At 37.6% G+C, this 6,521-nt stretch carries 7 protein-coding genes; all 7 read right to left on the bottom strand.

Features of this window, described 5'->3' with window-relative positions; genetic code table 11:
- Positions 1 to 311 precede the first annotated feature (311 nt).
- Positions 312 to 875, bottom strand: a complete 564-nt coding sequence (locus QSE00_RS17085) for a Crp/Fnr family transcriptional regulator (protein ID WP_110356443.1) — start codon at positions 873 to 875, stop codon at positions 312 to 314.
- A 455-nt stretch (positions 876 to 1,330) separates the two neighbouring features.
- Complete coding sequence (locus tag QSE00_RS17080) at positions 1,331 to 2,104, bottom strand: hypothetical protein (RefSeq protein ID WP_286106877.1); 774 nt, start codon at positions 2,102 to 2,104, stop codon at positions 1,331 to 1,333.
- A gap of 118 nt (positions 2,105 to 2,222) precedes the next feature.
- On the bottom strand, positions 2,223 to 3,410 hold the full coding sequence (locus QSE00_RS17075; protein WP_286106876.1) for a serine hydrolase domain-containing protein: 1,188 nt from the start codon (positions 3,408 to 3,410) through the stop codon (positions 2,223 to 2,225).
- A complete protein-coding gene (locus QSE00_RS17070; RefSeq protein WP_286106875.1) occupies positions 3,407 to 4,030 on the bottom strand; it encodes a hypothetical protein in 624 nt (207 codons plus the stop codon). The genes QSE00_RS17075 and QSE00_RS17070 overlap by 4 nt, the downstream gene beginning before the upstream one ends.
- Positions 4,031 to 4,221: 191 nt before the next feature.
- The gene (locus QSE00_RS17065) at positions 4,222 to 4,788 is read right to left on the bottom strand and encodes a class I SAM-dependent methyltransferase (protein WP_286106874.1); all 567 of its coding nucleotides are present in this window, start codon (positions 4,786 to 4,788) and stop codon (positions 4,222 to 4,224) included.
- A 397-nt stretch (positions 4,789 to 5,185) separates the two neighbouring features.
- Entirely contained in the window at positions 5,186 to 5,743 is a 558-nt protein-coding gene (locus tag QSE00_RS17060; protein ID WP_286106873.1) for a hypothetical protein, read from the bottom strand.
- A gap of 127 nt (positions 5,744 to 5,870) precedes the next feature.
- Entirely contained in the window at positions 5,871 to 6,515 is a 645-nt protein-coding gene (locus QSE00_RS17055; RefSeq protein ID WP_286106872.1) for an SCO family protein, read from the bottom strand.
- Between the last annotated feature and the right edge of the window lie 6 nt (positions 6,516 to 6,521).

The following is a 6,521-nucleotide window of genomic DNA, read 5'->3' as shown; positions in this document are numbered from 1 at the left end:
ACATACGTAATTAAGATAATACCCCGTTTTTAGAGCTGGAGACTCATATTCGGGGTTTTGTTTTATCTAAAATACGAATTAATATGCTGAATATCAAGTGTTTAATCTACTTCTGAAGGTGCCAACAAAAAAGTGGTATGCAAATACAAATCACTTTTTTGTTTCCCATGGAACCTAATTTGGATATGGTCTGGTTATAGTTCAAGGTAAGGGAGGTTGTTATTGGAACGTTTCAAATCTTGGTGCAAAATGTTCTATATTGGAAGTTTATGCCATCATAAAAATTGATTAAAAAAAGGACATGGCCTTTATTAGGAATTTATTTTATTCCTAATTCTACTTAGGCTTTCAGGATGGATCCCCAAGTATTTTGCTATTTTATTTACAGGTATATGAGCAATGTATTGCGCCCGTGATCGGAACAATTCATTATACCTTTCTTCTGCCGTTTTGGTCAAAAGTTCTTTTTCCCTATTTGATTTTCTTATATAACCTTGTTCCGTACAAATCCTTCCAAATTTATTGGCTTCAAAGGAATGTTCATAGGCAGGTATTAAATCCTTTCGCTTAATCACCTCAATTTCGGAATCCACTAAGGTCGTTATTTGAACGTCTGTTGGAAGTTGGTCCAAAAAGGAAGTATAACCACAGAATAATTCGGATTCAAAAAAAAAGTCGACTATCTTCTCGGTCATATAACTTTTAATCTTCATCTCCACAATGCCCTTGTTCATAAAGTATAGTGAATCTTCAACCTGTCCATAGTCTGTTAAACATCTTCCTTTGGGTACCTGTATGGTCGTAATGGGAAAGGGTAATTCATCATAGGTAAACGATGTATTTAAAACAGTGTTGTAGAAGTCTATAAATAACATATTGGTCGTTTGTTATGAAAAACGACTAGAAATTACAATATTTTTGTTTAAAGTAGCCCTAAGGATGGAAGCTTTTTGGAATCTTTGGTTTTATGAAAATGTAAATTAGGCAATTTTTGTTTGCTCCTGAAGGTAAAATGGCAATACCCGACCTTTTGGAAAGGGCGTTTTTTAATATACCTAAATTGGAAAATAATGGGGTGGCCAATTTTTTTTGAAATTGGGATTCAAAACCAAACTGCAGTTTGCTTGCTCAGTGCATTAACTATCTCTGATTGGAACCTTGTCAGTTTTTTTGGAAGCCATTATACCCTTACGAGGTCATTATCATCATTAATGGTTGTATAGAAATTCAGGAATGTGGGTTCCATTCGCTTCTATATCCTACCGGTAGCTATTTAATGAAAATTGCTTGGGTTTTTGTTAATTGAACCTGGCTAATAGGTACTATAAAATCAATCCATTATTTGTATGGCATCACAGGTTCCAACAAACGGAACTCCGTTCTGTCCAAATGCGTAGGTAATCAAACCTATATAAACTTCACTCCCGAAATTGGGGGATATTCCCGGCAAATCTCCGGTATCTTTATAGAGTTTCCAATTGTCATCTGTATCCGTATATGCTAGGTTGGGAGTTTGCCAGTAAACCGTGAGTGTTTTGTCCTTGTTCCCAACAATTCTTATATCCCCTCGTCCTTGGGGAACCGTATTTGACCCAATATCGTTTACGTTGGATACGCCTTCTACTGTGTTCTTACCTTCAATGGTGTATCCTGTGCTTCCCCTATGTCCAACTACGACGTGCGATGAATTTATGGAATTAAAATCCTTGTGATGAACCTGTACACCACAAAACACATATGGGCCATTGTTAGGGGTCGGCGCTATTTGGGAATCGTTCAATGTTCCAATTCCAATATTCCTGGCGATAAACTCGAATGGGAATTTAACTAATTTTGCGTCAATTCTGCCTTGACTATTATTGAAATGAAGTGTAACATCATCGGTGTTGTCGGTTAGGATAGCTTTGTACCTTCCTGATTCACTGCTTACATTGGGAAGGGCAGAGGGGTTGTTGGTAACGAAATTTATCAACGTACCATTTGTGTCAAAACTGTCTACGAAATACCCGTTTTTATTTTCTTCCCCATTCTCCTGGTCAACTGAATTCTTTGAACAGGAAATTTGAATACAGAAGATGATGGATATAATTATATACTTTTTCATACCTCAGGTTTAGATTTACTATTTAACGATATTTATTGTATTCTAGTGTCCTGTTACTGGTCTTTGTTGTAAGGAATAAAATAGTATTCCCTAGGAAAAACGGGAAACAGTATTTAGTTTATTGGGGTTCTTCCAAAACAGCTTTGAAAATTTTATTCATGGCATTTCTAGATTGGGTGATATCGTCAATTTTACCATAATTGGCGTTTACCGCCCATGAAATTGTTGTTTTTTGATTGGGAAAATATACCATGCTTGCGAAATAACCGATGGCATCCCCGCTATGTAAATAGGCAGGCCCATAATCTGTTTCTATTAGAAAGATTCCCAACCCGTACTGTGTTACATAATCTTCATTGTTCTGCTCCTTTGGCGATTGCCAGTCCATCATTTCCTGCAGCGATGCATTGGAAAGGATGTTGCCATGAAAAAGATTCGTTAAAAAAATATTCAGGTCATGGGCGTTGGAAATCAATCCGCCATCGGCCGAAAAATAATCCCACCCACTGTAATAGGTGGCATTGGTGAGTTCTAGTTTACCGTATAGATCAATATAGCCCCTTACGATTCCTACAGGCACTGGATCCGACGCCGCAAACTGTGTCATTTCCAATTCTAGGGGCTTAAAGATTTTATCCTCAAAAACTTTATAAAAAGGTTTGCCTTCAAGACTTTCTATAACCATTCCCAAAAGAATATAATTCGTATTGGAATAGGCAACATCTGTTCCTGTCTCAAAGTTGGCGTTATTATTTCCAGCATAGTCCAAGAGTTCTTCAGGCGTCCATACTTTTATTAAATCGTTCAAGGAGGCTGTTTGGAATCTTACGTCCTGAATGTAGTTGTAGATTCCACTTGAATGGTTCAATAATTGTCGTAAGGAGACCTCTTTAGCGTTTTCAATATTTTCCCAAATACTTTGTGGGAGATATTTACTTAGTAAATCATCTAAATCCAATTTGCCTTCTTCCTGTAATTTTAATAGCGTAACTGCCGTAAAGGTTTTGACTGTACTGCCCACACGGGTCAGGTTACAGGCCTGTATATCGATTTGATTGGACAAGTCGTTTTTTCCGTAGGCAGTGGAATAATAACCATCTATCTCGGTGTGGACACTCATCATGACTCCTGGGACACCTTTGGATACCATTTCTTCTGTGATTCTTTTAACTGGTATCGCTTTCTGATGATTGGGGTTATTTGTTGATAATGTATTTTTACAATGGTAATATTCTTGTTGAAAAACTTCATCGTGCTCCGTACATGCCAAATGGAGGAACGCCAAAACTAGTATTGCCTTTTTCATTTTTTTGCTTTTCTGTTAAATGGGAATAATTTTACACCTAAATGTAGATTGGTGTGAGACATTAAGGGAATGAAGCCAGGGGAATACGGATATACCACCCAAGATTGATATAACACAAAAATTTCAGGGGAATTTGCTTTTTTTGGTTGTAAGCGAAACCCGATTCCTGTTGTAACCGACGGCATCGCTCTTGAATTCCCTAAATCCCTTTTACTTTTATAGGCGCCTTCATTGAACTGAAATTCCTGTTGGGTGCTAAACGTATGCAAATATCCCAAGCCGATTTTTGTTTTTAAGTTGAGGCCAAAAGAGGTTTTATAATCAAAACCCAGTTCCAGATTGGTAAATAGACCGTGAAAAAGTTTTTTGTGGTACAGATATCCAATGGAAATAGAGGGATATAAATGCAAATGTCTGCTTTCCTTCCAGTTGAATTCCGTTCCAATTTGTAGCCCAGGGTGGACCGGGGCATTCAAAAAAGTTGTATAGGGTATTGTGGTCGATTCATTAAGGAACGAAATAGTCAAAGGTTGCTGCGCCCAGAGATGGTTCATGGTAATGGCGCCAAATAATAGTATTAAAATCCAATGTTTTAATATTTTCTTAATGGGATTGTTCACTTGTGTTTTCTTTTTGGTTCAATTATTTTATTAGTGAAACTCAATTTTAAGAAGTCGGTAAGACGCACTTAAAATTGCAAGTTGAACTAATCCCGCCTTTTTCGGCGGGATCTAGGTTCAACCTCGACCCTAGGGTCGATTCCTATTAATGCGTTCAGGGCCTGCCTTTGTCGGCAGGCTTGTCCTGAGGTTTAACCTTTTATTGCCCTTCCTCGAATCTGTGGGATTATAGGAACAAATGGGGAGTATGAATTATAGGATTCGATTTCCAAAGTGGTGAATCCACTTGCTTCCAAGACGGATCGGGTATCGCGATTGGTGTGGCAACCTTCGAAAAACCAATGCCAGGGTTTATGGATCAAGTTTTGAATGAAGCCGAGAATTGAATTTTCCTTGGCCCTTACATGTTCTATAAACACGAATACCCCGGAAGGCTTCAAGATTCTCTTTATTTGTTCGATACATAGAAATGGGTCGGCTACAGTGCAAAGTACCAGGGTGCAAACAACAAAGTCGCAGGAGTTATCGGCCAAATCTATAGATTCACCAACTATTGTTTTTATGTCGAGTTGGATACCATATTTACAAGCGCTTTTTCTGAGATTGGCGTGCATATGAATATTGGGTTCAATAGCAATCAACCTGGTGCCTTTTTGTAGGTAGCGCATGTTGGCACCGGCACCTGGACCAATTTCAACCACGGTCTCGGGATGATCCTGGAATAATCTTTTTTTGGATTTTCCCCATAACATATTCATGTACCCGGAGATTGTGTAAAAGAACCATGCGTTAATAGGTCCTAGTATACGGTTGTTTTTAAATGGTTTGTCCACGTCTTTTTGTTTTAACTATTAAATTGTATCCCTACAACTCCTTTTAAGGCTTTGATATATTCACAAATATGGCCTCCGATTGTTCCATTTTAAATAGGCATAGCCGGGCATACACATTATAGGTGCTGCCTTTTTATAGCATCATAAACTGTTTCCGGTTATAATCTTAGCTAGGGAATGCTTCCTTTTACTTACCAAGTGGGAATTAAATGCTCCATAGCTTGCCTAGCTGTCTATAGACAGGCCCGCCATAAGCTTGTTTACACTAGCAGAAGTAATAGGTGTTAACCTTAAACCACAATGATATTGTATGTTTTTTTGCTTAGTAGGATTCTAGATTGATGTTAAAATTACAATTGAAGGTTACTATACCTTCCCCCAAGTTGATAAAGCTTACTTTACCTTCCAAAGAAACAGTGCCTTCCATTCCTTCAAATTCAAAAGTTGTGTTTATAACATTGTTTTCCGTGGGGGTAAATGAAGTGTCAAAATTAAGATCCTGATATGGAGGTATTAATTCTTGGAAAACCATATTTTCAGCTTGTATGGTACCACGACCTTCAATATTTATAAAAGTAATTACCCTAGATGTTAATGTTCCATCACTAGGAGTTTCACTGCTTACAACACAATCCTCCAATGTCCCAATGACCTTGCCTGTTGAAGTGTCTACAAGTTCCATTAAATAACAGGTGGGTTCCAAAGTTTCATTGGTTTTTGGATGCACTATTGTTTTTGGTTGTCCCAATACAGTACCCCGAGCGGTTACTTTTAGTTGTATGGACTTAGGATCGGGAGCTTCGCACGTCTTGTCATCGCTACTGCATGCAAAGGTGAAAAGGGCAATGCTAAATAAAAAAATGACCTTGATAATTTTCATGTTATTAAATTTAATGATTGATGAATTTGTTGTGATTATTCGTATCCGGTTTAATTTCTGGAAATATGGCTAAATACCTTTATGGGTTGGCAATGATTTGGGTTCAATTTAAAAGGGTGTTTTTAAATTAGTTAAGCAAACTTTTGATGTCTTTGATTAGGCGCAAAACTTCTTTTTCATCGATGCCATTATAAATACCCCTAATCTGTTTTTTAGTATCCACGAGGATAAAATTTGTGGTATGGATAAAATCCTGTAGCCCTCCATCACCTATATCCGTAACGGCAAAGAAACTTTTACGGGCTAGTTCATAAATATGTTTCTTATCCCCTGTGGTAATGTTCCATTTGGTGTCCAATACCCCTTTCTTATCCGCATATTCACGTAATATGGGAATACTGTCTCTGTTAGGTGTAACGGATAGGGAAAGTAGCATCAGCTTGTCATTGTTTAAAAATTCATTTTGAATTTTGACCATGTTATCGGTCATTATGGGGCAGATACTCGGGCAGCTTGTGAAAAAGAAATCCGCTACATAAATTTTGTCCCTGTACGCCTGCTGGGTGATAGTTTTCCCGTTTTGATTTATTAATTTAAAATCTCCAATAGTGTAGTTTTTTTTCCAATTGTGCAGGTCTTTATCCACAAGTTCTGGATTGAAATCTATAGGGTTGTATACCGCTAGTTGATCCTTCATGGGCGGAAAAGCTACCAATAGTATTGCCAAGGATATTCCGAAAAACAATAGAGGTAATATGAATCGTTTTATCATCACGTA

The sequence above is a fragment of the Arenibacter flavimaris genome (assembly GCF_030291335.1).
Taxonomy (GTDB): Bacteria; Bacteroidota; Bacteroidia; order Flavobacteriales; family Flavobacteriaceae; genus Arenibacter.
The sequence above is the reverse complement of the archived record's forward strand: the minus strand, read 5'-3'. Positions and strand labels throughout refer to the sequence as shown.

What these genes read in the sequence shown, in the direction of transcription:
- QSE00_RS17060 (WP_286106873.1), bottom strand. Translation starts at nt 5,743, where the DNA reads ATGAAAATTATCAAGGTCATTTTTTTATTTAGCATTGCCCTTTTCACC.
- QSE00_RS17080 (WP_286106877.1), bottom strand. Translation starts at nt 2,104, where the DNA reads ATGAAAAAGTATATAATTATATCCATCATCTTCTGTATTCAAATTTCC.
- QSE00_RS17085 (WP_110356443.1), bottom strand. Translation starts at nt 875, where the DNA reads ATGTTATTTATAGACTTCTACAACACTGTTTTAAATACATCGTTTACC.
- QSE00_RS17065 (WP_286106874.1), bottom strand. Translation starts at nt 4,788, where the DNA reads ATGAATATGTTATGGGGAAAATCCAAAAAAAGATTATTCCAGGATCAT.
- QSE00_RS17075 (WP_286106876.1), bottom strand. Translation starts at nt 3,410, where the DNA reads ATGAAAAAGGCAATACTAGTTTTGGCGTTCCTCCATTTGGCATGTACG.
- QSE00_RS17055 (WP_286106872.1), bottom strand. Translation starts at nt 6,515, where the DNA reads ATGATAAAACGATTCATATTACCTCTATTGTTTTTCGGAATATCCTTG.